Source organism: Pigmentiphaga aceris (assembly GCF_008119665.1).
GTDB lineage: Bacteria > Pseudomonadota > Gammaproteobacteria > Burkholderiales > Burkholderiaceae_B > Pigmentiphaga > Pigmentiphaga aceris.
In genome coordinates, this window is sequence record NZ_CP043046.1 from 3,670,784 (window position 1) to 3,697,115 (window position 26,332).

20 protein-coding genes and 2 pseudogenes are annotated in these 26,332 nt (G+C 61.3%); 12 read left to right on the forward strand and 10 right to left on the reverse strand.

The window, feature by feature from the left end; genetic code table 11:
• Positions 1-46: 46 nt before the first annotated feature.
• Together FXN63_RS15920 and FXN63_RS15925 are read right to left on the reverse strand one after the other, a co-directional pair.
• Entirely contained in the window at positions 47-1,057 is a 1,011-nt protein-coding gene (locus FXN63_RS15920; protein WP_246164842.1) for a Bug family tripartite tricarboxylate transporter substrate binding protein, read from the reverse strand.
• Positions 1,058-1,141: 84 nt separating this feature from the next.
• Entirely contained in the window at positions 1,142-2,287 is a 1,146-nt protein-coding gene (locus FXN63_RS15925; RefSeq protein WP_246164844.1) for a mandelate racemase/muconate lactonizing enzyme family protein, read from the reverse strand.
• Positions 2,288-2,330: 43 nt separating this feature from the next.
• Here FXN63_RS15925 and FXN63_RS15930 point away from each other — a divergent pair, with 43 nt between their 5' ends.
• Both FXN63_RS15930 and FXN63_RS15935 read left to right on the forward strand, forming a co-directional pair.
• Positions 2,331-3,224, forward strand: coding sequence for a LysR family transcriptional regulator (locus tag FXN63_RS15930; protein ID WP_148816210.1), 894 nt, complete (start codon positions 2,331-2,333; stop codon positions 3,222-3,224).
• 384 nt (positions 3,225-3,608) lie between these two features.
• Positions 3,609-6,410 (forward strand): beta strand repeat-containing protein, encoded by a 2,802-nt coding sequence (locus FXN63_RS15935; protein ID WP_148816211.1) that lies wholly within the window; start codon positions 3,609-3,611, stop codon positions 6,408-6,410.
• 176 nt (positions 6,411-6,586) lie between these two features.
• Here FXN63_RS15935 and FXN63_RS15940 read toward each other — a convergent pair.
• Both FXN63_RS15940 and FXN63_RS15945 read right to left on the reverse strand, forming a co-directional pair.
• Positions 6,587-7,397: pseudogene (locus tag FXN63_RS15940) on the reverse strand (IS5 family transposase).
• A 216-nt stretch (positions 7,398-7,613) separates the two neighbouring features.
• Positions 7,614-8,108, reverse strand: a complete 495-nt coding sequence (locus FXN63_RS15945; protein WP_148816212.1) for a hypothetical protein — start codon at positions 8,106-8,108, stop codon at positions 7,614-7,616.
• 244 nt (positions 8,109-8,352) lie between these two features.
• Here FXN63_RS15945 and FXN63_RS15950 point away from each other — a divergent pair, with 244 nt between their 5' ends.
• A complete protein-coding gene (locus FXN63_RS15950) occupies positions 8,353-11,178 on the forward strand; it encodes a M16 family metallopeptidase (RefSeq protein ID WP_148816213.1) in 2,826 nt (941 codons plus the stop codon).
• A gap of 104 nt (positions 11,179-11,282) precedes the next feature.
• Here FXN63_RS15950 and FXN63_RS15955 read toward each other — a convergent pair whose 3' ends face one another.
• The 5 genes and pseudogenes from FXN63_RS15955 to FXN63_RS15970 all read right to left on the reverse strand — a co-directional run bounded on the left by FXN63_RS15955 (position 11,283) and on the right by FXN63_RS15970 (position 14,183).
• Complete coding sequence (locus tag FXN63_RS15955; RefSeq protein ID WP_148816214.1) at positions 11,283-11,633, reverse strand: NHL repeat-containing protein; 351 nt, start codon at positions 11,631-11,633, stop codon at positions 11,283-11,285.
• Between the two features lie 8 nt (positions 11,634-11,641).
• Positions 11,642-12,064, reverse strand: coding sequence for a carboxymuconolactone decarboxylase family protein (locus FXN63_RS15960; protein ID WP_148816215.1), 423 nt, complete (start codon positions 12,062-12,064; stop codon positions 11,642-11,644).
• On the reverse strand, positions 11,958-12,326 hold the full coding sequence (locus FXN63_RS15965) for a MerR family transcriptional regulator (protein ID WP_246165311.1): 369 nt from the start codon (positions 12,324-12,326) through the stop codon (positions 11,958-11,960). The genes FXN63_RS15960 and FXN63_RS15965 overlap by 107 nt, the downstream gene beginning before the upstream one ends.
• 3 nt (positions 12,327-12,329) lie before the next feature.
• Positions 12,330-12,467, reverse strand: a pseudogene (locus FXN63_RS27405) (MerR family DNA-binding transcriptional regulator); the annotation flags it as partial.
• 78 nt (positions 12,468-12,545) lie between these two features.
• Positions 12,546-14,183: an ATP-binding cassette domain-containing protein gene (locus tag FXN63_RS15970; RefSeq protein WP_187394914.1), complete on the reverse strand. Its 1,638-nt coding sequence runs from the start codon at positions 14,181-14,183 to the stop codon at positions 12,546-12,548.
• 382 nt (positions 14,184-14,565) lie between these two features.
• Between FXN63_RS15970 and FXN63_RS15975 the strand changes: the two genes are divergently transcribed.
• Both FXN63_RS15975 and FXN63_RS15980 read left to right on the forward strand, forming a co-directional pair.
• Entirely contained in the window at positions 14,566-15,876 is a 1,311-nt protein-coding gene (locus FXN63_RS15975) for an MFS transporter (protein WP_148816218.1), read from the forward strand.
• Between the two features lie 117 nt (positions 15,877-15,993).
• Positions 15,994-16,956: a LysR family transcriptional regulator gene (locus FXN63_RS15980; protein ID WP_148816219.1), complete on the forward strand. Its 963-nt coding sequence runs from the start codon at positions 15,994-15,996 to the stop codon at positions 16,954-16,956.
• 21 nt (positions 16,957-16,977) lie between these two features.
• Here FXN63_RS15980 and FXN63_RS15985 read toward each other — a convergent pair whose 3' ends face one another.
• Positions 16,978-17,898 (reverse strand): LysR substrate-binding domain-containing protein, encoded by a 921-nt coding sequence (locus tag FXN63_RS15985; protein WP_148816220.1) that lies wholly within the window; start codon positions 17,896-17,898, stop codon positions 16,978-16,980.
• 296 nt (positions 17,899-18,194) lie between these two features.
• Between FXN63_RS15985 and FXN63_RS15990 the strand changes: the two genes are divergently transcribed.
• From FXN63_RS15990 to FXN63_RS16020, 7 genes are all read left to right on the forward strand, one after another.
• A complete protein-coding gene (locus FXN63_RS15990; protein WP_425468735.1) occupies positions 18,195-19,706 on the forward strand; it encodes an ABC transporter substrate-binding protein in 1,512 nt (503 codons plus the stop codon).
• Positions 19,706-20,833: an NAD(P)/FAD-dependent oxidoreductase gene (locus FXN63_RS15995; RefSeq protein WP_187394915.1), complete on the forward strand. Its 1,128-nt coding sequence runs from the start codon at positions 19,706-19,708 to the stop codon at positions 20,831-20,833. The genes FXN63_RS15990 and FXN63_RS15995 overlap by 1 nt, the downstream gene beginning before the upstream one ends.
• Positions 20,814-21,110 (forward strand): (2Fe-2S)-binding protein, encoded by a 297-nt coding sequence (locus tag FXN63_RS16000; RefSeq protein WP_148816222.1) that lies wholly within the window; start codon positions 20,814-20,816, stop codon positions 21,108-21,110. The genes FXN63_RS15995 and FXN63_RS16000 overlap by 20 nt, the downstream gene beginning before the upstream one ends.
• Positions 21,107-22,507, forward strand: a complete 1,401-nt coding sequence (locus FXN63_RS16005) for an FAD/NAD(P)-dependent oxidoreductase (protein WP_148816223.1) — start codon at positions 21,107-21,109, stop codon at positions 22,505-22,507. Before FXN63_RS16000 ends, FXN63_RS16005 begins: the two co-directional genes overlap by 4 nt.
• A gap of 127 nt (positions 22,508-22,634) precedes the next feature.
• Entirely contained in the window at positions 22,635-23,576 is a 942-nt protein-coding gene (locus tag FXN63_RS16010; protein WP_148816224.1) for an ABC transporter permease, read from the forward strand.
• Positions 23,573-24,445, forward strand: coding sequence for an ABC transporter permease (locus FXN63_RS16015; protein WP_148816225.1), 873 nt, complete (start codon positions 23,573-23,575; stop codon positions 24,443-24,445). Before FXN63_RS16010 ends, FXN63_RS16015 begins: the two co-directional genes overlap by 4 nt.
• Positions 24,442-26,322, forward strand: a complete 1,881-nt coding sequence (locus tag FXN63_RS16020) for an ABC transporter ATP-binding protein (protein ID WP_222863927.1) — start codon at positions 24,442-24,444, stop codon at positions 26,320-26,322. The genes FXN63_RS16015 and FXN63_RS16020 overlap by 4 nt, the downstream gene beginning before the upstream one ends.
• Positions 26,323-26,332 lie beyond the last annotated feature (10 nt).

A 26,332-nucleotide genomic window follows, 5' to 3' on the forward strand; every position in this document is an offset into this window, starting at 1 on the left:
CTGACGTGTGAGTCGCCCGGCGCGTTACACAGGGCCAGCAGCCGGCTTATTCCGCCTTGATGCCAGCCCGCTGAATCAGCTCAGTCCACTTGGCCACATCGGCCTTGATACGCTGCGCAAACGCATCCGGCCCGCTGCCCACCGGCTCAAAACCGATGGCCGACAGCTTGGCATGCAAGTCACCCTTGCGCACCGACTCATCCAGTGTTGCGGCGAGCTTCTGCACGATCTGTGGTGGCGTGCCGGCGGGTGCCACCAGGCCAAACAAAGGTGACGTATCCACGCCTGGCAAACCGGCTTCCGCAAATGTCGGCACGTCGGGCAGTTGCGCCACCCGCTTGTTGCTGGTGACCGCCAATGCGCGCAGCTTTCCACTTTTGATGTATTCCAGCAGGCTGGGCACGGTGGCAAACGCAAACTGCACCTGACCGCCCAACAAGTCGGTGAACACTGTCCCGCCACCCCGATACGGCACGTGCAGCACGTCTACCTTGGCTTCGCGGCGCAGCTGTTCGCCGGCAAGATGCGGGGCGGAACCGACACCGGCCGAGCCATAGGACAAGGTGCCGGGTTTGGCCTGGGCCAGCTTGATGAACGCCTGGATGTCCTCGACGCCCACCGAGGGATAAACCACCAGCACGAAGGGCGCTGTCGCCATCAGGGAAATCGGCGTGAAGTCCTTGAGCGTGTTGTAGGGTAAGCGCTCGCCCAGCAGACCGGGATTGATGGTGAACGCGGAATCGACCATGCCAATGGTGTAGCCATCGGCGGTTGACGTGGCCAGCGCCCGCGTGCCGATGGTCGTCCCGCCACCACCCCGGTTTTCGACGATGAACTGCTGCCCCAGCGCCTGCGAAAACACCTGCCCTGCCAGCCGCGCCAGATTGTCGGTCGCTGCGCCGGGTGGGTACGGCACCATGAAGTGCACGGGCTTGTCAGGGTAGCCCGCTGCCCTGGCGTTCAGGCTCCAGGGCAGCATCGCGGTCGCAGCCAGCGCGCCTGTGGCGGCCATGAAGCCGCGACGGCGAGGGTTCGTGGGGCAAAGGGTGTTGGTCATGAGTATCTCCGTGCGCATTGTTGTTATGGGTGATGCGGGGCAGGAATCCAGCCTATCTGGCGGCAAACGACTTGGTTTCGAGGCTCAGCTTGCGTAACGGCCTTCGGCAAGCTCCGACTCGGGATCGGCACCCAAGCCCGGCGTGTCAGGCACCTGGACAAACCCGTTCTGGATGGGCACACGCTTGCCATAGGGCACATGCGCCAATTCCACGTAAAGACGCTCCAGCGCCACGTCGGCCTGCTGCGCAGCAATCAGGTGCAGCGATGCGAGGTAACCTGGCCCGAAGAACGCCACTTGCGGCGCACAGACAACCGGCGTGTCCACGCAATGCCGGGCGATGTCCCAGGCTGCGCTCAGACCCAGCTTGATGACACTGGGCTGCACGTAATCGACACTGTGGTTCGCAATCATCTGCTTCAAGGCATACGTGCTGGCGGCGTTTTCGCCGACTGCCAGCGGCACTCGGCATAGCTGCTTCAACTGCTTCAAGGCATGGTCGTCCTCCGGTGGCCATAAGGGTTCTTCGATCCAGAACGGGTCGTGCTCACGCATGGCCGCGATGGCGTCATGTGCCTCATCGGGCAACCATGCGCAGTTGGTGTCCACCATGATCGGGACACCCGCCCCCGTTGCGCGACGCACTGCTGCCAGCGCGTCGCTTGTGCGTTCGTGCAACTTGATTTCGGTATACCCCTCGCCAAGCGCCTGGGTGGTCACGGCGTCCAGGCGTTCCGCGTCACCGTAGTACTGCAGCAGCGAGGCGTAGACCCGCACCCTGTCGCGGCGCTTGCCACCAAGCAATTCGTAAAGGGGCACCCCTGCCCGCTTGGCGCGCAAATCCCATAGTGCGATATCCAGCCCAGCCAGCGCATGCACCACCGGGCCAGACCGCCCCAGGTTGTGCAAGGTGCGCTGCATGCCTGGCAATAAGGCGGCGTCGTCCGCATCCCTGCCCACGGCAAGCGGCGCAATCAAGGTACCGAAGATAGCGACCAACGCAGTCGGTTCGACACAATAGGACTCCCCCCACGCGACCGTACCGTCCTGGGTTTCCAGCCGCACCAGCGCGCTGTCCAGCTTGTCACGCGGACGGCCAGCGAACAGCGGCGCGGGGCTCCAGTGATGGAACGGCAGGCGCATGGGAATGCAGGTGACAGAGACGATGGTGTTGGCAGGCATGGGAATCAGGCGTCGACAGGATTGCCCATCGTCGTGCGCGGAACGCATATGGTCAAGTACCTGGATTGACTACTTCCATATGGTTTTTCGTATGCTTAGCCGCCGTGAACTGAAGCTGCTGCGCGCCATGCACACCCTGGGCACCGTCACCGCGGCAGCAGCATCCATCGACATGACCCAGCCAGCGGCCAGCGCCATGCTGAAAGACCTGGAAATACGCTTGGGCGTGGCGCTGTTCAGCCGGGAAAAACGGCGTCTGCGCATGACTGCGCAGGGGCGAACGTTGATGCCCGAAGTGCTGAACGCCCTGGCCGCCCTGGAAAGCGCCGACCGCCTGGCCAACGACATGCGCCACGGCACCGTGGCGCGCCTGGTGATCGGCGCGGTTGCCATCGCCGCATCCAGCCTCCTGCCCGCTGCCCTCGCCCGCGTGCGCGCCGCGCATCCCTCGGTTGCCGTCACCGTGCGGGCAGGCACCGCGCTGGAGATCATCGACATGGCCGTGGAACACCGCGTCGACCTAGGCATCATCATCGGCAAGGTCGCCGATAATCATCGGGTGACGAGTCTGACGCTGGCACCGCTGAGTTTGTATGCGGTGATGCGGGAAGATCATCCGTGGGCAGGACGTGTCGGTTTGTCGCTGACGGATATGGCTGACCAAACCATCATTGTGTTGGCAGATGCCCTACCCGCAGGCAGTGCCACCCGGGCGGCTTTCGACGCGCAAGGTGTGCCTTACCGGACGATGGTCGAGGTGATGCAGTCGTCAGCCGCGTGCGCGCTGGCGGCGGAGGGGCTGGGGGTGGCAATTGTGGAGAGCTTGGGAGCGCATTATGCGACGCGCGTTGGGTTGGTCGCTCACAAGCTGGTCGCGCTGGAGAATTCGGCGTTGACTTTGGTTTGGGCACCTGGGCATGTATTGAGCGCGCCAGCGATTTGTTTTCGAGATGGGGTGCTTGAGAAGGTGGCGGCGAACATGTAATACGTACCACAGGCATTTGCAGCCTAACCCGGGGCAGCAAGTAACCAGCCATCGTTACTGTCTGGCAGCGAGCCTGGAAAGACGTCACGCCATTCTTTGTGCTGGCGACCGATATCGGTGGCTTGGGCAATACGAATGTAATCAAGCTGGCGAGATTTTTCTGTACATACCCAATCGATAACCACGTCAACCGCCTTACTGCTGCGGTCTGTCCGGACCGAACAAGGATTCGTTTCTTAGTAGGTTTTTTCTATTTCCATAACATCAATGAAAACAGGGCAGCGCAACCATGATTTGCCATTGTTTTCGGATATATTTCTGCCCTGACTTGTATCTATATCTTTCAATTGGCGATATTTCGCCGTCTTCCGGAAAATAGCCGATATGGCAACGACCCCTACTGCCCAGCAATTGGCCATCACCAATCTCTACACAGCCTTGTTTAATCGCGCACCTGACGCCAATGGCTTGGCCTTCTGGACCGGGGCAATACTGAACGGGGCATCGCTGGACACGATTACGCAGGGGTTTCTGAACTCGCCAGAGTCCAATGCTATTTACCTGCCGGCGTATACCTCTGAACAGTTCATCTCGGCTTTCTATGCGACGGTATTTGGCCGTGCACCAGATTCAAACGGCCTTGACTTCTGGGTAAAGGCGCTGGAGGCTGCGGGCGGTCAGGACTCCCTAGCGGCCAAGGCGCTTGTCGTATCGCAAATCAATACCATTATTAATTCACCGCTCGACACCAAACCGGCCGACCTCACGGATGCCGAGTACGCACAGACCTTGGCAGATCGGGCGACCTTCGCCAACAAGGTTGCCGTCGGCGTGTACTTCGCCCTTGATACCCCCGGCACGAATCTAGATCTGGCCAAGAAAGCACTGGCCCCAGTAAACGCCAATCCGAGCACTGTTGACAACGGCAAACAGGTGGCGGATGGTACGCCGCTGACATCATCGCCGTCGGCCCCGGCCGTGACGGTGCCGACGCTGCGCCTGATTGAAGGGACCGAAGGTGCAGACACCTTCGACTTTACCCATTTGACGATCGGCGTAGATACCATCGTTGATGGGCTGGGCGGTGATGACACGCTGAACTATGTCGACAGCTCAAGCACTGGCATGAGTTTTCCCGCTATCGTCGTCAGGAATGTCGAAACCATCAACATCCGCAATGTGAATACGGCTGGCACGAGCGCCGAGTCGGTGCGCTACAACACGCCGCTCAATCTTCCTGTCGGCGAAAGCCTGACACTCGGCGGCATAACCGTGACCGCAACCGGCGGCAACGCTACCGGCACCGAGATCGCAGCCGCCATTGCCTCGGGCGCAACCAATGGAAATGCAGCGGTCTCAGGCGCGCTGCCAGGGTACACGAAGGTCATAAGCGGAACGTCAGTCATTCTCACGTCCACTGTGCTGGGCAACGTACCCGACCTGAGGGTAAGCGGCACCAGTTTCAACACCGGTGCTATCGGCTCAATCACCCAAGGCGGGAATGGCACGCGGGATTATGTAGGTGCCGCGAGTTTGACCAATGCCACCTTGCTCAACTCGGATCTGTCCACGGCTGCTATCTCGTTTAACGGCATGCTGGCGGGTCAGAAGCTCGGTGTGATCGGCAACAATGTGATTACCAACGGCGATGTCAACGGCAACTACCTCAGCGACGTGACCACGGCAACGGTCGTCCTGACTGGTGGAACCAAGATGTCCATGCTCACCCTGACCGGAACGGGGCTTGGCAACGTGCTGATGACCTCGACGGGCCTGGCCAACCAGGTCACGAGTTTGATGTTGAGCAGTGCCACGACGGCGCTGGAAGTCAACGCGGCTACCAACTTGCTCATCGGAACGCCCGGCGTCGTCGCCAGCGGCACTACCAGCGGTGCGGCATTGCGTACCGTAACGGTATCCGGAGCGGCAAGCTCCGTCGCGCTCGGCACGATTTCCTCCACGGTATTGAGCTCGATTGATGCATCGGGCTTGACCGGCGGCGGTGTGTCGGCAACGATTTCCTCGCCAACCGTGACTTTCACTGGCGGCGGCGGAAACGACTTTATCGGCTTGGCCGCAGGGGTCGTGATCACCAGCGCGATCGATGCCGGCGCCGGTTCCGCCGACACAATCGGCTTTACGACGAGCGCTTCGTTGACAACGGATACTGCAGCCTTGATTACGGGCTTCGAGGTGCTGCAGCTCAGCGCCCAGAGTGGCGTTCAAACCTATGACACGACGCTGATTGCCGGCATTACAGCGATCAAGGTTGCACAGTCGCTGGGCTCGGTTGCCTTGACGAAGTTGGGTGCCGGAGCGGCCTTGACGGTTTCCGGCTCTGTCAGCGGAGCAGGGCTGTCTCTGAGTCTTGACGACGACAGCGGGAATGCCGACATCTTAGACCTGACGCTGGACAACGGGCTGACGCCCGGCAGTGGGCTGGGCGGCGGCGTCAGCTTGTCGACGCTGAAAGCCGTCAATGTCGAAACCATCACGCTGCATTCGAAAGGCTGGGTGCTTGAGGGACTGATTGGCAATGCAGTCATCAACGACGAGGCAAATACCACCTTATCGAAAGTAGTAATCGATGGCGATCAGCCGATAAGCTTTGATACCGGCAGCTTGACGAACAGCGTGCCGCTTACCATCGACGCGTCGGCCGCAACTGCCTATCTGATGGTAAATGGTCATGCGGCCACCAAGGCATTCAGCGTCAACGTCGCGTCGACTGGGGCCTCGATCAGGAGCGGTAACGGCGGCGACGCAATCACCTTGGCGTCCAGCGGCCCCGCAATTGACACCATCATCTACACATCTGCCTCGCAGTCGCGGCAGGACTTCGTTAATGCTGCAGGCACTGCAGCCGCCACACAGGACGAAATCGTCAACTTCCAGTTCGGTGCCGACAAGATCAATCTGGCAGGTCTTAACCTGGCGGCAGATCGCGCGGTGCTGGTGAGCAAAAATTTTGCGACGACGACCGACCTGGTGACGGCAGAATCCAGCGCCGACTTTTTCAAGGATGGCGACGGTGTCACCCGGGGCGTGGTCGCCGCGACGGTTGGTGCCGATACCTACGTGATCGTGGATGCCAATCGCAACGGTCTTTTCAACGCTGAGAACGACTTGGTGATCAAGCTGGCCGGGGTGACAGCAATACACGAAGTCAGTTTTTGGTTCACTTGATTATCAAACACGACGCTGGTGCCAGTTCAACACCATTTTTATCGTGTCTAACTGGCACCCGTTTTCGAGCGTAGTTGCACACAGCTTGTCGCAGGCCAGGGCATTCATTTCCAAATGGAGATTGAGCTGCCTTTCGAAAATCTCCCTCATTTTCACCAATCATCCTTTAGAGCGTGTTATGCACTTCCTGCCGTTGCCAATATCTTGGTGGCGGCCGGCAGCATGAGGATGGCGAACACCAAAAAATGCAGCCCGCTCAGCACAGAAGGCAGACGCTCATAATCTCGCGTCAGGCGACGGAACCGAGCCAGCCAACCGAAACTGCGTTCAACCACCCAACGTCTGGGCAGCAAGACAAAGCCTTTCTTGGCCTCAGTCAGTTTGACGATCTGCAAGTCGATGCCGTGTATTTGTGCGGCCTGCGCGGCGTTCTCGCCCGTATAGCCTTGGTCCGCCCACGCCAATTTGACCGTCTCGCCGGTCGCTTGTTGAACGGCATTGCACAACATGTCGACTTGCGCACGCTCTTGCTCGTCAGCGGGCGTCACGTGCACAGCCAGTAATGCCCCAGCGTATCGACCGCCATGTGAACCTTGCTGCCGCGCTTGCGTTTATATCCGTCGTAGCCGGCGCGTGGCCCACTTTCACAACTCGATTGAAGCGTTCTGCCGTCCAGCACCACCGCGCTGGGCTGACCTTGGCGACCCTGGGCAACGCGAATCAACGAGCGCAAATCCGACACCATGGCTTCAAAACAGTCCGCCCCCACCCATCGACGGCTCTGTTGGTAGACCGCTTCCCAGGGTGGAAAATCATTCGGCAACATACGCCACGGCGCGCCTGCCCGAACGATCCAGCGCAAGGCATTGAACACCTCGCGCAGCGCATGTTGACGCTGCGGCGCGGACGTTTTCATCAGTGTCAGATACAGGGCCGCGAGCTCCATTCTTCATCGCTGACATCGGTAGGGTAAGGCTTGCGAGACATCCCAAAATTCTACACACCACTGACCCTGCCACGACCGAAGTTCATAACACGCTCTAGTAACGAGCAAATTCTGGCATGACAGCCTATTTACGATAGATTGGTAGAGCAATCTTCGCCACAGCATCCTCACTTGCAAGAACGGCGACCTCGCCTGAAGAATTTAGTTGAAAGGCTTGGTCAAAATAAACAGCACGCCTTCATCCAAGGCGGCGGCCTTCACCCCTCAAGCTCCCGCTTCGTGAAAAGCAGGCAGTGTGTTTTCTGCCCATCAAAGAACAAAGCAGGAACGCACATACCTCCCGATCCCTTCTCACACGCCGCGCCGCCTTTCAGGAAGGTATTCACATTAGCCGGCTGCTCAAATTTCACCAGCGCCACCTTGCTGAAATCCTGAAAAATGAACACTGCAGCTTCTTTGTCTCCAACCAAGAGCTTCCGCAACGATTCATTCGCCATGACTCGCGAATATCCATCGCCCTCATGGCGTTGCGCAAAAGACAGCATCGTCTCGTATTCTGACGACCCCGACGCCTTCCGCTTCTCACTTATCCTCTGCTTTAGCCCCGGATAATCACATTTCAGATCGGCTTGGCCGGCAGGCAATTTATCTACCGCCATGATGCTTACTTCAGGAGCGTCTGAAGCAGCACCCGCAACAGTCGGGATAGCTGCCACCAAAACTGCCGACATCATGCATAACATTTTGAACATAGTCATTTTCCAAAAGAATACGGCTGGTATACGTCATGCCTGGATGCTGATCTAACACCTACATCAACCTCGTCCAGACGCGACGAACCTTACCCTCCCCTGCGGCAGCATTCTTTTCCTCAATGAAAGGAATGCCTCTTTGTGTTGCGCGACATGCGGTCCATAAGCACATACCGCCGCCCGAACCATTCCGGCCAGATACACTCTTACCCTGTCACCTTAACGCCATGGATGTTCTCTGCCGATGAGCGCTTCGCCCCTTCTTCCTCTGGCACGCCGTTTCTGGATTGCCTTGCCCGCCGCCGGCCTGATTGCTTTGGCAGGCTGCCAGACCACCCCAAACACTGGCGCCAACGCTGTGCAGAACGCCCCGACGACTTCTACGACCGCGCCTGCTGCTGCGCCTCTTGCGCCGGTAACCTCGGTCGAGGGCATTTCCGAATACGTGTTGCCCAATGGGCTGCGGGTGCTGCTGGCACCGGATTCGTCCAAGCCCACCACCACCGTCAACATGACCTACCAGGTAGGGTCGCGTCACGAGAACTACGGCGAGACGGGCATGGCGCATTTGCTGGAACACATGCTGTTCAAGGGCACGCCTACCCACCGCAATGCGCTGGCTGAATTCGCGCGTCGCGGGCTGCGGGCCAATGGCAGCACCTGGACGGACCGCACCAATTATTTCGCCAGTTTCTCGGCCAACCCCGACAATCTGGACTGGTATCTGCGCTGGCAGGCTGATGCCATGGTCAATTCACTGATTCAGCGCAGTGACCTCGACAGCGAAATGACGGTGGTGCGCAATGAGATGGAAAGCGGCGAGAACAGCCCGTTCCGTATTTTGATGGAAAAGATGTTGTCCACGTCGTTCCAGTGGCACAACTACGGCAAGACCACCATCGGCGCACGTGCCGATGTGGAAAATGTCGACACCGACCGTCTGCGCGCGTTCTACAAGCAGTATTACCAGCCTGACAATGCGGTGCTGATCGTCAGCGGCGCGTTCGATGTGAAGGCTACGCTGGCCACCATTCAAGATGCGTTTGCATCTATCCCCAAGCCCACCCGCAAGCTGCCGAACCTGTACACGCTGGACCCGGCGCAAGACGGTGAGCGCAGCGTAACGTTGCGACGGTCGGGCGGCGCGCCGCTGGTGGCCACCATGTATCACGTGCCGGCTGCCGGCTCGCCTGATTACACGGCCATCGATCTGGCTGCGATTGTGCTGGGCGATACGCCTTCGGGCCGCTTGCACAAGGCGCTGGTGGATGCGCAATTGGCCGCAGGCACCTTTGGTTATACCTTCGACATGCACGACCCTGGCGTGGTGATGTTCGGTGCGCAGTTGCCGCCGGGTGCCGATCGCGAGAAGGCAACCGCCGTGCTGTTGAAGACGCTGGAATCGCTGAAGACGCAGCCGATCACGGCAGAAGAACTGGAGCGCGCGCGCATCAAGTGGCTGCAGTCGTGGGAACTGACCTACGCCAATGCCGAGAAGCTTGGCGTGGCCTTGTCGGAATCGATTGCGGCGGGCGACTGGCGTCTGTTCTTCCTGGCCCGTGACCGGGTGCGTGATGCCAAGCTGGAAGACGTGCAGCGCGTTGCGCAAAGCTATTTGGTCGAGTCGAACCGCACGCTGGGCAGTTATGTGCCTACGGAACAACCGCTGCGTTCGCCGGCACCGCAAACCGTGGATGTCGCGCCGATGGTGCAGGACTATCGCGGCAACCCCAATTTTGTTGAGGCGGAAGCGTTCGATCCGTCGCCCGCAAATCTGGATGCCAGCACCACCCGCAAAACGATTGCGCTGCCGGGCAATGGCACCTTGCAACTCGCCTTGTTGCCCAAGCCCACGCGCGGCAGTCGGGTGTCGGCTCAGTTGCTGATGCAGTTCGGCAATGTCGAAACGCTGCGTGGCAAGCGTGACATCGCTGATGCTGCTGCTGACTTGATCACACGCGGCACGCCTACCCTGTCGCGCCAGCAGATCGACGATCGCTTCGACAAGCTGAATGCGCAGGTTCGTATCGGTGGTAGCGGCACCAATGTCACGGCCTCGATCTCGACCACGCGTGAGAACCTGGCCCCCACCCTTGCCTTGGTGGTGGAACTGCTGCGCACGGCCAACTTCCCGGCAGACCAGGTCGAGGAATATCGTCGGTCGATGCTCACCAGCCTGGAACAGTCGCTGCAACAGCCCGATGCGATCGCATCGCGCGCGCTGGCACGTCACGGCAATCCCTACCCTGCCGATGACCTGCGTTACGCACCGAGCTTCCAGGACGATCTGAATGCCATTCGCGGGCTCAAGCGTGAAGACATCGTGCGCTTCCACCAGCAGTTCTACGGTGCCAGCCTGCTGCGCGTGTCTGCGGTGGGTGACTTCGACCCGGCGCAGGTGGAAGGCGCGTTGACGAATTCGCTGGCAGGCTGGAAAGCCGCGCCTGCCTACACCCGTGTGCCTAACCCGTTCACGCCGGTCACCCCGACCAAGCTTGAACAGGAAACGCCAGACAAGGCCAACGCGTTCTACATCGCCCGCATGCCGCTGGCGGTGCAGGACACCAGTGCCGACTACCCGGCGCTGATGCTGGCCAACTTCATGCTGGGCCTGTCCGAACACTCGCGCTTGTGGAACCGCGTGCGCGAGAAGGACGGCCTGTCCTACAACATCCGCAGCATGCTGCGCGCATCGTCGTTCGAGCCCAGCGCCAGCTGGTCGATGTACGCGATCTACGCCCCGCAGAACCGTGCCAAGCTGGACGCGGCCATCCGCGAAGAACTTGACCGTCTGACGGCCGAGGGCTTCTCGGAACAGGAAGTGAAGGATGGCGTGGAAGCGCTGCTGAACTACCGTCGTCTGTCACGTGCGCAAGACGGTGGCGTGGCTGCTGGCTGGATCGACCTGCTGGAAGCCGAGCGCACGTACGGCTTCACCGGCGAGGTGGATCGCAAGCTGCAAAGCCTGACCGCTGCCGACGTGAACGCGGCCTTCCGCAAGTACTTCGACACGACGAAATTCACCTCGTCGTATGCGGGTGACTTTGCGGGTGCGGCGAAGAAGCAGTAACGGGGTAAATCACGGGGATTGCTGCACAGCATCCCCGCTGAAATGGGTTCGGCAGCGTTCAGCTTCCGAACCCATTTTTTTTGTGGCATTGCTACGCGCCCGATCTATTTCAGTCGAATGCTGAAGGCCGCGTTCGCCCCCCAGGTTGCCACCGTCAGACTGCCATCGGGTGCCAGTGCCAAGCCCACCGGGCTGCTGAAGCCGTCGGCAAAGACGCTTTGCTGGCCGGTTGATGTGAAGCGCAGCACGGTGCCAGCCGACCAATTGGCCACGTACAGGTTGCCCTGCGCGTCGTAGGCCATGCCGACCGGTGATGCAAGGTTCTCGTGGATGCGCACCGGTTTTTGCGCTGACAAGGCGAGGCTTGCGGGTACCGTGTCGGCGCGTGCCTCGACGCCTGTTACCGCAGCGCTGGTGATGCTGACCACCCCTGCTGCCAAGGCGATATGAATCATGGCGCGCTTCATGCGTTGGCCGGTTGTGCAAACACGTCCTTGGCTGCCATCAAGCCATTCAGCGCTGCCGGGAATCCGGCGTAGACGGCCATCTGCATGATGGTTTCGACAACTTCGGTTCGGGTCACGCCCACGTTCAGCGCGGCATGAATGTGGACCTTGAGCTGCGGCGTGGCGTTGCCCATGGCGGTCAATGCGGCAACCACCGCAATTTCCCGGCTTCTCAAGTCCAGGTTCGGGCGCGAGTAGATGTCGCCGAAGGGAAATTCGATCAGATAGCGCGCAAAGTCTGGCGCAATATCTGCCAGCGCGGCCACCACGTTCTCACCGGCCTTGCCGTCGATCTCCCGCAGCTTTTCCAGCCCGCGTTCGTAGCGGCTTTGGGATGGGTTGGTGTTCGATTGATCCGTGCTCGACTGGTTGGTGTTCATCAGCATGTCCTTCCTCGGAAAATAATTCCGACGCCAGGGACTGCTCGACCGAGCGGTAATGCTCGATCTTCGCCTGCAAGGCTTCCGCCGCCAGCTTCATCGCGTCGATGTCTGCAAGAACCTCTGTCAGATGTTCTTGCAGCATCTGGCGACGACCTGGCACCGTCGCGTCCCCAGCGCCGCGTAATGCCGCGAACGTCTGCATCTTGCCGATAGGCATGTGCGTGGTTCGCAGGCGCAGCAGGAATTCGATCCAGGCCATGTCCGAGGCCGCATAACGGCGCTGGCCGCCGCTTGCGCGTGCCACCGGGCCGATCAGCCCGATGCGCTCGTAATAGCGCAGGGTATGGGCGCTCAGGCCCGTACGCCTGACGACCTCGTCAATGCTCAGATGGGATTCCATGGAAGGACTCTAGAAGTTTGAGTGCGCTCTAAGTCAAGCGATCTTATGCTGGTTTTGGGGTGGTGCGTTGGCCGATGTTCAGGCCGGTGCTCGCTCCGATTCCGCGATCTCTACAGAAACCAAACCACCCTGCCGCAAGCTCACCACCACATCGGGCGTGATCGGCCGTTCCCGATGCGACACCACCAGCAAGGCGCACTGTGGCAGACAACGCGCGATCAAGGCCATCACCTTTCTTTCGGCCACCGCGTCGATGGAATTGGTGGCTTCATCCAGAATCAGCATGGCAGGTCGCCGCAACAAGGACCGGCAGATGGCCAGGTATTGCCGCTCGCCGGCAGACAGGCGTTCCACCGATTCGTCCAGCGCGATTCGACGGTTGCCGAATTCGCTGTGCCAGCGGTCCCAGACTGCGGTCACCGCAGCAAGATCAAACTGCGGCGATCCCAAACCTATGTTGTCGAACACCGAACCACCGACCAACAAGGGATCAGCCGCGAGGTAGTGGATGGCTCCCCAGGAATCGGCCGCCTGCCGGGCTTGCATGCTGTCGTAGATCCAGCGCAGACACGTACTTTTGCCCGCCCCCGATGCACCAGCCAGAAACACCACGCCCGGTGCACCCAGGCTGAGCGCTCCATCGGCAAGGTGGAACCGGTACTGGGCAGACAAGTTCACCGAGCTGGCAATGGGCACGAGTTTTTCCTGTGGTTCATCGCCCAACTGCTGGTCCAGGCACGCATACCCGATCCCCATGGACACCAAAGACGATTGCAGGCCGCCAACCGCAGTGGAGATCGCGGCCATGGGTTGCACCACCCGGTCCAAGTAGAAGATCACCAGGAAAAACTGGCCGGCGCTGACCACGCCATCCCGCGCGCCAAGCACTGCCCATATCACCACGGCTGCGTAGGCCACACCAGTAGCCACGCTGAGCGCCACGCCGCGCGTGGTCTTGGTGCCGAAAAGCACCCGGTGGGCATCCAGCGATCGGTCGATATTGGCCTGAAGCCGTGCGCGGAAGAAATCGCCAGCAGCGAATTCCCGAATCAAGGCAGTGTTCGACAGGTATTCGCCGTAGTAACCAGCCACCTGGTTATCGAAGGAAAACGCGTGCTTGGTTTCCGCCAATTCGCGCGCTTTCATGAAGCGCACGGACATGAACAGGATCAGCAGACCAATGCCCACATAGGCAGCAGCGATTGGCCCGACCAGGTAGGCCACCACGGCCAGTACCACGATGAATTCGACCAGTGCCGGGAAGATCACCACGACGACGCTGTACAGAATGCCCACCAGGCTGAGGTTCATCTTGCTGATGACACCGGCCTGCTCGGCAATCGCCGCCACGCTTCGGCGCGTGCCCGCACGCCCTCCGTTGCCGCCCGCCAAGTCTGCGGCAATGTCGGCGCACTGCTTGTACGCGATCTGATAGATGACCGGGTTGACCGTGATCCAGCGAAAGTCTGCCAGCACCTGCCCGGCAAACCGGCACGCCAGATAAAGACCGGCATAGACAAGCAATTGGCTGCCACCGCTGCCCGTTGCAGACATGGTGGTGTCGATCAGCCGCGCAATGAAGATCGGTGCGAAGTTCAGCAGGAAGGTGGACACCACGACCACCAGGATTGCCTTGGCCAGCGACATGACTGCAGGCCGATTCAGGCCCGCATGAATGTCGTGCCAGACGCGGGCAGCCAGCTGGGTGTTTGTCATGCCGGACATTGGGTGCCTTGAGGACGAAAACGGAAATTGCGGCGAGGTGAGAACCGCAGACTGAGAAGGTGCGAAGAAACGCGCAAACGAGCGCCTGAACAAGCGCTTGAACAAACGAACAAGCAACCGAACAACCAACCAAAAAACAGAAACGATTCTCATTTTATCGCTTCAGCAAGTGGCCCTTCCCTGCTTTCTCGGCGCTTTTTGTCTCGCTAACCTGCGTTGAACCCAAGACCACGCCATCGATCACGAGCTGCCAAGGGTTAACCCCTCATAAGCCAGCGTGATCCGCAGGATAAGAAATGCGAATTATTTTTATGGCGCGGGCGGGCGTATAAAAGCTGCCTCAGATTCCACCCACGTTCTTAGAGACACAACAATGACGGGACACAACACGACAGGACATCAGCCGGTACGCGCATCGACCGCCGCCTTCGTCGGCACCATGATCGAGTGGTACGACTTCTACATCTACGCCACCGCCGCAGCGCTCGTGTTCGGCAAGATCTTCTTCCCGTCCGCCACCGGCTTCTACGGCACCCTGGCTGCATTCGGCACCTTTGCCGTCGGCTTCTTCGCCCGTCCGCTGGGCGGCGCGATCTTCGGCCACATTGGCGACAAGATCGGCCGCAAGAAATCCCTGGTCATCACCCTGCTGATGATGGGCGTGGTCACCGTACTGATCGGCCTGCTGCCAACCTACGCCTCGATCGGCTTCTGGGCACCGGTGCTGCTGGTTGTGCTGCGTATCGTGCAAGGCATTGCCGTGGGCGGCGAATGGGGCGGCGCGGTCTTGATGGCCAGCGAACACTCGCCAGACCAGAACAAGCGCACCTTCTTCGCATCGTTTGCGCAGCTTGGCAGCCCGGCTGGCCTGATCCTGTCGATGCTGATGTTCAAGCTGGTCACCGGCCTGGATGACGAAGCCTTCCTGAGCTGGGGCTGGCGTGTGCCGTTCCTGTTCTCGGCTGTGCTGCTGATCATCGGCTTCGTGATCCGCCTGAGTGTGAACGAGTCGCCCGACTTCCTGAAGGAAAAAGAGGCCCAGACCAAGCGCGCAAAACCCGCACAGGTTCCGCTGTGGCAAGTGCTGACGGGTGCGCCGAAGCTGCTGATGCTGGCCGTTGGTGCCAACGTACTGGGCATCGCAGGCTTCTACTTCACCAACACCTTCATGATCGCGTACACCACGCAGTACGTGGGCCTGGACCGTGGCGTGATCCTGAACTGCCTGCTGGTGGTGTCGATCATGCAGTTCTTCATCACGCCGCTGTCGGCCTACATTGCCAGTCGTATAGGCAACCTGCGCTTTCTGGGTTTCACCGCATTCGTGTCGATGTTCACGCCCTACGCCATGTTCAACCTGGTCGACCGGGGCAGCCTGCCCAGCATCACCGTCGGCGTGGGCATTGCCGTGCTCTTCATGGGCGCGTACTACGCAGTGATTGCCGGCTACGTCAGCGACCGCTTCCCCACCGCAATTCGCTACACCGGCATCTCGATGGCCTACCAATTGTCGGGCGCCATCTTCGGTGGCCTGACCCCGCTGCTGGGCACGATTTTGGCCGAGAACTTCAAGGGTCAATGGTGGCCGCTGGCGCTGCTGTTCTCGGTGATCTCGCTGCTGTCATTGGTGTCGGTGCTGATGCTGGGTGCGCAAGGCGCAAAGGACAACACGCAACCTGCTTGAATGGCGCGTGAGCATGTCGGAAACCGACCAGGGTCTATAGACTGACCTGCACGGGCCACGCCAACACCACAGCAAGCCCCGCCGCCTTTCCCACCGGGAAGGCGGCTACTATTTGGCATGTCCACCCGTTCCCCTTCTTCCCTCCCGCTTGCGCCCGAGCGCATGGATTGGAACCTGCTGCGCACCTTCATGTTTGTGGTGCAAGAGCGCGGCGTTGGCCGGGCTGCTCAGGCCCTGCACCTGAGTCAACCGGCCGTCAGTCAGGCCCTGAAACGATTGGAAGACGCCGTAGGCGGCGTGCTGCTGCACCGTCGCAACGGCGAATTCCGCCTGACCGCGCTGGGTGACGAGATCTACGCCATTGCCCGCGAGATGTACGGCACCATGGCACGCATCGAACATGCGGCCACGCAAGACAGCGCCGAGATCGCCGGCACGCTGCGGCTGCTGGTCATGAGCAAGGTGCAAAGCCCGGCCTACGACGACTTCCTGGCCGACTTCCATCGCCGTTATCCCAAGATCGAATTTCACGTGGACGTACTGCAAAGCGCCGCCATTCTGGATGCGCTCAGCAAACGTGTGCCCGCACTTGGCATCTGCATTTGCCGCAAACCGGTCGACCTGCTGGAACGCCAGCTATTCCTGCGCCACCGCTACGTAACCGTCTGCGGCCGCCACCACCCGCTGTTCTCGAAACCGCGCGTGTCCATCGAAGACCTGCTGGACCAGAACTTCATCTGCTTCGCCAGCGATCAAATCGGCGACACCTTGTCGCCGCTGACCATCTTCCGCGACCAGCAAGGCTTCACCGGCCGGATCGTCGGCACCTCGCCCAACATCGAGGAAATCCGGCGCATGGTGGTTGCGGGCATCGGCCTGAGCTTCCTGCCAGAGCACCTGATTCGCCAGGAAGTGATCAACGGCGAACTGCGCCGCCTGCCGCCCAATGAAGCGGTGGCCGAGATCGATGTGTTCCTGACCTGGCACAAGCAGCGCAAGCTGACCTCTGCCGAAAGCGCCTACCTTGCCGCGTTCGACCGCTTCTTGCGTCGCACGCCGTTGGAATCGCGCGCGAACTGAAACGCCCCACACCACGCCGCGTCACACAATCAGATGCGCAGGCAGCATCTTGCGGATTTCACGGCGTGCATTGTCGATGAAGGGTTTCAGGATCAGCGTGGACGACATGCGCGGCGAAATCACGATTGAGTAGTCCACCGTGACCTCAGGTTCGAAAGGAATGAACTTCAGCGCATTGCCCGTATAGGCGCTTGCCGTCAGTGGTTCGACCAAGCCGATGCCCGCCCCTGCTTCAACCAGCTTGACCACGGCCGAGGACAGCTGCGTTTCCACGTTCGTGCGGCGCTGCACCCCGCGCGCCAGCATCAGCGCATCGATGCGAGTGCGCGATTCCATCAGCGGTGCCAGCGACACAAAACGTTCACCGTCGAAGTCTTCGGGGTGCAATACCTCGCGGGTTGCCAGCCGGTGATGCACCGGCACGATGCCGACCATTTTGGCTGAGAGCAGCAGCTCACTATTGCCATAGCGCCCGTTGCGGGTGTTGCGCATCGCAAAACCCAGATCGCACCGACCTCCCTGAACCATGTCGATCACCGTCGAGGTGCTGTGCGTGTGCAGCGCTACCAGGGTGTCTGGATGCTCGGTCGTATAGCTGGCGATGGCGCGCGGCAAAAACGACAAGGCCATGGACGGTGCGGCCGCGATTTCCAGCCTGGGCAGGCGCAGGCTTTTGATGTTGGTGGAGGCGCTGGCGATGCGCTCGATACCCATCAGGGACTGGTGCACGTCTTCGAACAACAAGGTGGCTTCAGGCGTGGGCACCAACCGCCCTTTGGTCCGTTCGAACAGCGGAATGGCGATGCGTTCTTCGAACTCGGCAATCAGGCGGGTGACTACCGGTTGCGTGACATCAAGCATCTCCGCTGCACCAGTAACGGTCCGCCGCACCATGATGGCGCGAAACGCCTCAAGATGACGCAGGGTGATTCTATTTTCCATAGCTTTTAGACATTGGTTAATGTTGAGTCACTATTATATATATCGACAAATAAAATAAAAGCCTTTTAAATCAATGACTAAGAAAATTTGGCATGGTTATTGCGAAATGACATCGCATGGTACTTACACCACTACTGAAACAGCGCAAGTTTATCTAGCATTTATCCCTATCGATAAATGCTTTCGAACGTCTTCACGACCTCTTTCATTTACTCAAGGACCTGTTGATGAATCTGTCCATTTCCACGTTCCGGGCCAGCGTGCTCGCGACCCTCCTTGTGCTTTCCGGCGCAGGCATGCCCGCCCATTCCCAAACCGCTACGCGCCCGACATTGGTTGTCAGTCCGACGAATGCCGATATCGCCACGCTGGACCCGCATCGGGCGACCGCCTTTGGTGACAAGGGCATTGTGTCCAGCATCTTTGACGGCCTGGTTCGCTTCGCGCCCGGCAGCGCCGATCCCAAGACACTGGAAGCCGATCTGGCAGAAAAGTGGGAAGCAGCGCCGAACAACAAGACCTGGACCTTTCATCTTCGCAAGGGCGTGCAGTTCCACGGCGGCTATGGCGAGCTGAAGGCTGCCGATGTGGTGTATTCGCTGCAGCGCGCGGCCGACCCGAAACGGTCCAGTTTTGCGGCGAATTTCGTGGTCATGGCCAAGGTCGAAGCCTTGGACGACTACACCGTGCGCGTCATCCTGAAGTACCCGGACGCAGGTTTCCTGGGCAGGGTGTCGAACTACCACGGCGGCAACATCGTCTCGAAGGCCGCAGCAGAAAAGCTGGGCGACCGCTTTGGCCAATCGCCGATCGGCACCGGGGCGTTCGCGTTCAGCGACCACGTCACGCAACAACACGTGCGTCTGGTGGCCAACGATGCCTATTTTCGTGGCAAGCCCAAGCTGGCCGGCATCACGTTCCGCATGATCTCGGCCGACAGCGCACGTGAACTGGCATTTGCATCCGGCGAAGTCGACGTCGCGGCAGGCAAGCGCGAACAACGCTGGGTCGAACGCGCAGCTAAGCGCGGCACCAAGGTCGACATCTTCGAGCCCGCCGAATTCCGCACGCTGTTCATCAACCGCAGCATCAAGCCGCTGGATAACGTGAAAGTGCGCCAGGCAATCGCCGCAGCGGTGAACGTGGACGAGATCATCCGCTTTGTCGGCAAGGACGTTGCCGACAAAGGCTGCTCGGTGATTCCGAACGGCTACGTTGGCGAAGACTGCAGCGTCGGCCAATACACCTATGACGTCGAACGTGCTCGCGCGCTGCTGGCGGAAGCCGGACACCCCAACGGCATCAGCCTCAATGTGGTGGTGTCGAGTGTGGCCGCCCAGTTGCCGATCATGGAAGTCATCCAGGCACAGCTGGGCAAGGCAGGAATCAAGCTCAACATGGAAGTCGTGGATCACGCGACCTACCAGGCCAAGAGCCGCCAGGACCAGAGCGCCATCGTCTTCTACGGCGCCGCACGCTTCCCCAATGCAGACTACTGGTTGACCGAGTTCTATGACTCGGCAGCGGCCATCGGGGCCCCGGGTGCCATGTCCAACTTCGCCCATTGTTCGATCGCCGATGCAGAGATCCGTCAGGCACGCGTCGAACCCGATGCCACTCGCCAGCTTGCGCTGTGGAAGCAGGCGCAGACCAAGATCCACGAAGACGTGTGCGGCATTCCGCTGTTCGGCTTGAAGCAGGTCTGGACCCACGGCGATGGCGTGAACTACGGCTACAAACTGACCGGTGCGCTGAACCTGCAACCCGCGATCACCGAAGCCACCACCGTCACCCGAGGCGCACGCTGATGTCTCGCGACCATGACGTGATCGTGGTCGGTGCCGGCATGGTCGGTGCCGCCGTCGCCTATGGTCTGGCTGGCATGGGCCAACGAGTCTTGATGCTGGACGGTCCCGATACCGATCATCGCGCCGCCAAGGCCAACTTCGGCCTGGTCTGGGCCCACGGCAAAGGCATGGGGCATCCGGGCTACCAACGCCTGTCGATCCAGGCGGCACAAGCCTGGCCGGCATTCGCCGCCGAACTGGAAGCAGAAAGCGGCCTGGACATCGCTTACGAGCAGCGCGGCGGCCTGAACTTCTGCACCAGCGACGCAGACCTGTCTGCCCGTGCCGCGACCATGGACCGCTGGCACGCCCAGACACCTGAGCTTGCACCGTCGACGCGCATGCTTGATCGCGGCGAACTGCTGCGCCGCTTCCCCACGATGCGGCTGGGGCCGGCGGTCACCGGCGCAAGCTTCGGTGAACTGGACGGCCATGTGAATCCCATGCGCCTGCTGGCCGCATTGCAAACGGCTTTTCTGCGTCGCGGTGGCGAACTGCGCAACAACCATGCGGCCGACACCATTCGTGCTCTGCCGGGAGGCGGTTTTGAAGTGACGTCCGGCACATCCACGGCGCGGGCCGCACGGGTGCTGATCGCGGCCGGTCTGGGTTCCGTTGCACTGGGCCCGATGGTCGGTCTCGACGTACCGCTGCGTCCCCAGCGAGGCCAGTTGCTGGTGACCGAGCGGCTGGCCCCACTGCTGCCGATTCCGGCCAGTGGACTGCGCCAGACGGCCGAAGGCACGGTCATGATCGGCGTGACACAGGAAGAAGTCGGCTACGACCTGGCCACTACCGCCGAGGGCGCGGTTCGCATGGTCCGCAAGGCCCTGCGCATTTTGCCCGACCTGGCCCGCGCCAAGCTGGTGCGCCAGTGGGCCTGCCTGCGTGTCATGACCCCCGACGGCCACCCGGCCTACGCCAGTTCCGTCACCCACCCCGGCGCAGACATCGCACTTTGCCATTCAGGCGTCACCCTCGCGTCCTTCCATGCCGGCCCGTATGCCAAGGCCTTCATGGAACGCGCGCTCCCGGCATCTTTGGGAATTTTTCACCATGAACGCTTCCATGTTCAAAAAGCTGCCTGAACCAGGCACACCATCGCTCACGCTCTACATCGACGGGCAGGCAGTCCAGGCCAGCCCTGGCGAAACCGTTGCCGCGGTGTTGCTGCGTCAGCAGAACCCCGCCAGCCGCAGCACGCCGGTGAATGAGAGCCCGCGCGCGCCGTATTGCATGATGGGCGTGTGCTTCGACTGCCTGGCTGTGGTCGATGACGCAGGATCGACCCAGACCTGCCTGGTCACCGTTCAGGAAGGCATGCGCGTGGCCCGCCAGTTCGGACGCCGGAGCGTGATCGCATGAGCCGCCGATTCGACGTCGTAGTGATCGGTGCCGGACCGGCCGGCATGAGCGCAGCCATTGGCCTGCGCGCGCTTGATTTGTCAGTGTTGGTAGTCGACGAACAGGGTGCACCCGGTGGCCAGATCTGGCGTGCAGTCGAAGCCGTTGCCCACACGTCCACCGGCACCCTGCTGGGAGCCGAATACCGGGCAGGTGCCACGCTGGCTGAACGCTTCCGGGCATGCGGCGCGGTCTACGAAGCACAGACCCAGGTCTGGCAGATCGAGCCAGGCTGGCGTGTATTCCTCAAATGCAATGGTCAGACCGAAGCGGTGCAAGCCGAACATATCGTGCTGGCCACCGGTGCCCAGGAACGCCCCGCGCCTTTCCCTGGTTGGACACTGCCCGGTGTGCTGACCGTTGGTGCAGGCCAGATTCTGCTGAAGACCTCGCGCCAGATTCCATCGGAACCCGTATGGGTAGCCGGCAGTGGCCCTCTGCCCTTGCTGTACATGGCCCAGTTGCTGCGTGCTGGCGGGCGCATCGCAGGATGGCTGGACACCTCGCCCCCCGGAGGTTGGCGACGCGCCCTACCCTGGGCCGGCGCGGCGCTGGCAGACCTGGGCGAGATCGGCAAAGGCTTGTCGTGGCTGCGTGAAATCCGTCGGGCCGACGTGCAACGCATACGCGGCGTGACCGCGTTCCGGGCATCGGGCGACGGAAAACTGCAAACCCTGGAATACACCCAGTCCAACGGCCGCAGCACCCGTGTCGCGGCCAGTGTGCTGCTGGCCCATGAAGGCGTGGTGCCGTCCATCCACATGAGCCAGGCATTGGGCTGTGCGCATACCTGGAACGTGCAGCAATCCTGCCTGGTGCCCCAGTTGGATGCGTGGGGGCAGACCAGCCTGCCCGGCATCTACGTGGCAGGGGATGGTGGGGGCATTGGTGGTGCAAAGGCGGCGTGTGTGCGCGGCGAATTGGTCGCGCTTGGTATCGGTCAGCAGGCCGGGAAGCTGTCGGCAGCAGCCGCCGATACGCGCGCGGTGGGCAGCCGCGAGGCACTGCACAAGCTGCTGCGCCTGCGCCCCATGCTGGATGCGCTGTATCCGCCACGCGCCGACATTTTTGCGCCCGGCGACGACACCGTCGTCTGCCGCTGCGAAGAACTGACCGCCGGCGACATCCGCAAGGCAGTCGCCATTGCGGCACCCGGCCCCAATCAGATCAAGGCCTACACCCGCGCCGGCATGGGCCCATGCCAGGGCCGGCAGTGCGGCTACACCATCGCCCACATCGTGGCGACGGCACAGAAACGACAGGTATCAGAGGTGGGTTTCTATCGCATCCGCCCGCCCCTGAAACCGCTGACGCTGGGAGAACTGGCGTCGCTGGAAATCAACGAGGAATCGACATGAACGCGCAGAACCGCCGCGCCCTGCGAAGGATGGACCCGCCCTGCCGGCTCGTCGTCCACGGGCCCTCCGCCTTGACCGGCATGACCACCATGCGCCTTGCGTATGCACGCTGCATGGGGGTCGCATCATGATGCAATACACCATCAAGCGCCTGCTGCTTGCCATCCCCACCCTGGTGGCGATGCTGACGGCGGTGTTCATCCTGGTTCGCCTGGTGCCGGGTGACCCGGCCGCCGTGATCCTGGGCGACCAGGCCAGCGCCGAGGCCTTGAACGCCTTGCGCATCAAGCTCGGGCTGGACCAGCCCACCCACGTGCAATACCTGAACTTCCTGGGCGACATGCTGACAGGCAACTTCGGGGTCTCGATGGCCAGCGGCAAGAGTGTGATGCACGAAGTGGCGCTGGTCTTGCCGTGGACTATCCAGCTGACGCTCGCATCCATCTTGATCGGCGTGGTGTTCGGCCTGCCGTTGGGTGTGTGGGCTGCGCTGCGCCGCAATTCCTGGCCCGATTACCTGGGCCGCATGCTGTCCTTGACCGGTCTGTCCTTCCCTGCGTTTGTGTCGGCGATTCTGATGCTGCTGGTGTTCGCCATCCAGTTGCGCTGGTTCCCGGTCATCGGCAACACAGTGAACGCGGACTGGGGCACGCAGCTGCGCAACCTGGCGCTGCCTGCCTTCAACCTGGGGCTGATCATGACCGCCTACGTGATGCGCGTGACGCGCTCGTCAATGCTGGAAGTCATGGGCGAAGACTATGTGCGCACGGCGAAAGCCAAGGGTGTGCGACCCATGCGGCTTGTGCTGCGCCATGGCCTGCGCAACGCACTGATCCCCATTGTGACGGTGGTCGGGCTGTACTTCGGCACCTTGATCGGCAACTCCGTGCTGACCGAAATCGTGTTCAACCGCCCCGGCCTGGGCAAGCTGATTCTGGGTGCCCTGAACACCCGCGACTACACCTTGCTGCAAGGGCTGATGGTGGTATTCGCGTCCTGCGTGATCCTGGTAAATCTGTTGACCGACCTGGTGTATGGCCTGGTCGACCCTCGGGTGAAATACAAATGAGCGCCATTGCCGCAACCATGACGTCCCGGCCCAGCCCCATGTGGCAGGCCCTGAAGAAAAACCGCCTGTCCTGGGTAGGCCTTGGCCTGCTTGCCGCCATCGTGCTGGTGGCCTTGTTCGCGCCCTGGATTTCCCCGCACGATCCCTTGCAGCAGAACATCGCGTATCGACTGGAAGGTCCTTCGGCCGAGTTCTGGCTGGGTACCGACAGCTACGGCCGCGATGTCTTGTCGCGCTTGATCTACGGCACCCGCGTGTCCTTGCTGGTGGGCTTTGTCGCGGTGCTGATCGCCATGCTGATCGGTTCCACGCTGGGCATCATCGCGGGCTACGTCGGCGGCATGGTCGACCGCCTGATCATGGGTCTGGTCGACGTGCTGCTGTCTTTCCCCACCCTGCTGCTGGGCTTGATGATTGCCGCGATGATGGGTGCCAGCCTGGAGAACCTGATCATCGCGATCGCCATCACCGAGATCGCCCCCTTCGTGCGCGTGGCCCGTGCGCCGACCATTGCGCTCAAACAGCGCGACTTCGTGGATGCCGGTCGCGCCTTGGGTTACGGCCCAATGCGGTTGATGCGTGTGCACATCCTGCCCAACATGGTGTCAGACGTGGTGGTGCTGGGTTCCTTGTGGATGGCGTCTGCCATCCGCACCGAAGCCGCGCTCAGCTTCATCGGTCTGGGCGTGCCGCCACCAGCGGCCACCTGGGGCAGCATGATCCGCGAAGGCTTCGAGAACATTCTGGATGCCTGGTGGCTCACGGTGTTCCCCAGCGTCGCCATTTTGCTGACTGTGCTTGCGCTGAATCTGCTGGGTGACGCGCTGCGCGACGCCATCGATCCCAAGACCCGCTCGGAGCGCGCATGACTACCTTGCGCACGTCCAACCTGCCCGCTTCCATTGCCATGACTGACAAGCATCCCCACACGCCCGCGACCAGCCCCGTGCTGCAAGTCGCCGGACTGAATGTCGCGTTCCGCCGTGGCGACGCCTGGACCTCGGTCGTGAACGGCCTGGACTTCTCGGTATCGCGCGGCGAGACGCTCGCCATCGTCGGGGAATCCGGCTCCGGCAAGAGCGTGTCGGCCATGTCGGTGATGCGCCTGTTGCCGCCCAAGGCCAGCCGCATCGAAGGCAGCATTCGCTTGAACGGGCAAGACCTGCTGAGCCTGCCCGAACACGACATGGCGGCCATCCGCGGCAACCAGATCGCAATGATCTTCCAGGAACCGATGAGCTCACTGAACCCAGTGATGCGCATCGGTGACCAGATCTCGGAGTCCCTTCGCCTGCACCGCAAGCTCGATCACGGCCAGGCCCGCGCCGAGACCCTGCGCCTGATGGACCGCGTGCACATCCCGGCGTCGGCACAACGCTTCAGCGATTTCCCGCACCAGTTCTCGGGCGGCATGCGACAACGCGTGATGATCGCAATGGCACTGGCCTGCAACCCGTCGGTGCTGATTGCCGACGAGCCGACGACCGCGCTGGACGTCACCATCCAGGCGCAGATCCTGGCCTTGATCAAGGAACTGCAGACCCAGGAACAGATGGCCGTGGTCTTCATCACCCACGATATGGGTGTGGTGGCCGAAGTGGCCGACCGCACGCTGGTGATGTATCGCGGTGACATGGTGGAAACCGGCAGCACCGCCGACATCTTCGCGCGCCCCCAGGCCGCGTACACCAAGGCGTTGCTGTCGGCCGTACCCGAACTGGGTTCGATGAACGCCTACCCGCTGCCGCAGCCCTTCCCCATCTACAACGTGGAAACCGGCGCAAGCGACCCATTGCCCACTGTGCGCGACAGCGTGCAACACGATGCGCCGACCCTGTTGGAAGTCACAGGCCTGAGCGCCCGCTTCGACATTCGCTCGCCGCTGCTACGGCGAGTGACCGGCCGGGTGCACGCGGTCGAAAACGTCAGCTTCAAGCTCAAGCGCGGCGAAACGCTCGCCATCGTGGGGGAATCAGGCTGCGGCAAATCGACGACGGGACGCCTGATCACCGGGCTGTTGACGGCCTCACAAGGGCGCATCGTGCTGGAAGGCAAGGATGTCGGTGCCATCGCCCCGCAAGAACGCGCACGCAAGATCCAGATGGTGTTCCAGGACCCGTACTCCAGCCTGAACCCACGCCAGAGCGTGGGTGAAGCGCTGAGCGAACCCTTGCTGGTGCATGGCCTTGCCACCACCCGCGACTGCGACCAGATGGCTGCCGAGCTGCTGACCACGGTGGGCCTGCCCGCCGACGCTGCGTACCGACTGCCGCACGAATTCTCGGGCGGCCAGCGGCAACGTATCTGCATTGCGCGTTCGCTGGCGCTCAAGCCCGGCACCATCGTGGCAGACGAGGCTGTGTCGGCACTTGATGTGTCAGTGAAGGTGCAAATCGTCAACCTGCTACTGGAACTGCAGCAGCAGATGGGCCTGGGCTTTGTGTTCATCAGCCATGACATGGCGGTGGTGGAACGCGTCAGCCACCGGGTAGCCGTGATGTACATGGGCGAAATCGTCGAGATCGGCCCGCGCAGCGAGGTGTTCAGCAACCCGCGTCACCCGTATACCCGACGCCTGCTGGAAGCGGTGCCGGTGCCCGATCCGGCGCGGCGCAAGCAGCGGCAGTTGTCGGTGCGGGAATTGAAGACACCCTTCAAGCCGCGCGACTACACACCGCCGGTGCGGACCTACCACCAGGCAACCGAGGGGCACTTTTACATGGAAGCGGGTGCGGAATGGAACTGAGTGTGAGGGA

Coding starts and splice junctions, on each gene's coding strand:
- FXN63_RS15920 (WP_246164842.1), bottom strand. CDS start 1,057: ATGACCAACACCCTTTGCCCCACGAACCCTCGCCGTCGCGGCTTCATG.
- FXN63_RS15925 (WP_246164844.1), bottom strand. CDS start 2,287: ATGCGTTCCGCGCACGACGATGGGCAATCCTGTCGACGCCTGATTCCC.
- FXN63_RS15930 (WP_148816210.1), top strand. CDS start 2,331: ATGCTTAGCCGCCGTGAACTGAAGCTGCTGCGCGCCATGCACACCCTG.
- FXN63_RS15935 (WP_148816211.1), top strand. CDS start 3,609: ATGGCAACGACCCCTACTGCCCAGCAATTGGCCATCACCAATCTCTAC.
- FXN63_RS15945 (WP_148816212.1), bottom strand. CDS start 8,108: ATGTTCAAAATGTTATGCATGATGTCGGCAGTTTTGGTGGCAGCTATC.
- FXN63_RS15950 (WP_148816213.1), top strand. CDS start 8,353: ATGAGCGCTTCGCCCCTTCTTCCTCTGGCACGCCGTTTCTGGATTGCC.
- FXN63_RS15955 (WP_148816214.1), bottom strand. CDS start 11,633: ATGATTCATATCGCCTTGGCAGCAGGGGTGGTCAGCATCACCAGCGCT.
- FXN63_RS15960 (WP_148816215.1), bottom strand. CDS start 12,064: ATGAACACCAACCAGTCGAGCACGGATCAATCGAACACCAACCCATCC.
- FXN63_RS15965 (WP_246165311.1), bottom strand. CDS start 12,326: ATGGCCTGGATCGAATTCCTGCTGCGCCTGCGAACCACGCACATGCCT.
- FXN63_RS15970 (WP_187394914.1), bottom strand. CDS start 14,183: ATGACAAACACCCAGCTGGCTGCCCGCGTCTGGCACGACATTCATGCG.
- FXN63_RS15975 (WP_148816218.1), top strand. CDS start 14,566: ATGACGGGACACAACACGACAGGACATCAGCCGGTACGCGCATCGACC.
- FXN63_RS15980 (WP_148816219.1), top strand. CDS start 15,994: ATGTCCACCCGTTCCCCTTCTTCCCTCCCGCTTGCGCCCGAGCGCATG.
- FXN63_RS15985 (WP_148816220.1), bottom strand. CDS start 17,898: ATGGAAAATAGAATCACCCTGCGTCATCTTGAGGCGTTTCGCGCCATC.
- FXN63_RS15990 (WP_425468735.1), top strand. CDS start 18,195: ATGCCCGCCCATTCCCAAACCGCTACGCGCCCGACATTGGTTGTCAGT.
- FXN63_RS15995 (WP_187394915.1), top strand. CDS start 19,706: ATGTCTCGCGACCATGACGTGATCGTGGTCGGTGCCGGCATGGTCGGT.
- FXN63_RS16000 (WP_148816222.1), top strand. CDS start 20,814: ATGTTCAAAAAGCTGCCTGAACCAGGCACACCATCGCTCACGCTCTAC.
- FXN63_RS16005 (WP_148816223.1), top strand. CDS start 21,107: ATGAGCCGCCGATTCGACGTCGTAGTGATCGGTGCCGGACCGGCCGGC.
- FXN63_RS16010 (WP_148816224.1), top strand. CDS start 22,635: ATGATGCAATACACCATCAAGCGCCTGCTGCTTGCCATCCCCACCCTG.
- FXN63_RS16015 (WP_148816225.1), top strand. CDS start 23,573: ATGAGCGCCATTGCCGCAACCATGACGTCCCGGCCCAGCCCCATGTGG.
- FXN63_RS16020 (WP_222863927.1), top strand. CDS start 24,442: ATGACTACCTTGCGCACGTCCAACCTGCCCGCTTCCATTGCCATGACT.